Origin of the sequence: Priestia sp. SIMBA_032 (assembly GCF_046535215.1) — a bacterium.
Classification (GTDB): domain Bacteria; phylum Bacillota; class Bacilli; order Bacillales; family Bacillaceae_H; genus Priestia; species Priestia aryabhattai.
In genome coordinates this window covers 1-240 of sequence record NZ_JAWRXD010001456.1, presented here as the reverse complement: position 1 = coordinate 240, position 240 = coordinate 1, and the positions used below count along the sequence as shown (strand labels likewise).

The 240-nt window shown below is 68.8% G+C and carries 1 protein-coding gene; it reads left to right on the top strand.

All coding sequences use genetic code 11. From position 1 onward, the window contains the following. Positions 1-240, top strand: a 240-nt coding sequence (locus SB717_RS39135) for a hypothetical protein (protein ID WP_410908675.1), incomplete at both ends; no start/stop codon positions are given.

Sequence of the window (240 nt, the reverse complement as noted above, 5' to 3'; positions counted from 1 at the left end):
ATCATCGCCGTCATCGTGCTCGCCGCCCTGCTCGTTCCGCTGGTGATCGGTATGCCGTCGCTGTCCACGTGGCTCACCCCGTTCGCCGACGGATGGATCGAGCCGTGGCGCGGTCTGCTGCGCGCCGCCGTGAGCCTTGTCGTCGTCGCCGCCGCCCTGGCTCTCGCGAGCGTGGTCTTCAGCGCGCTGACCCTGACCATCGGCGACCCCTTCTATCAGCGCATCTGGCACGTGGTCGAG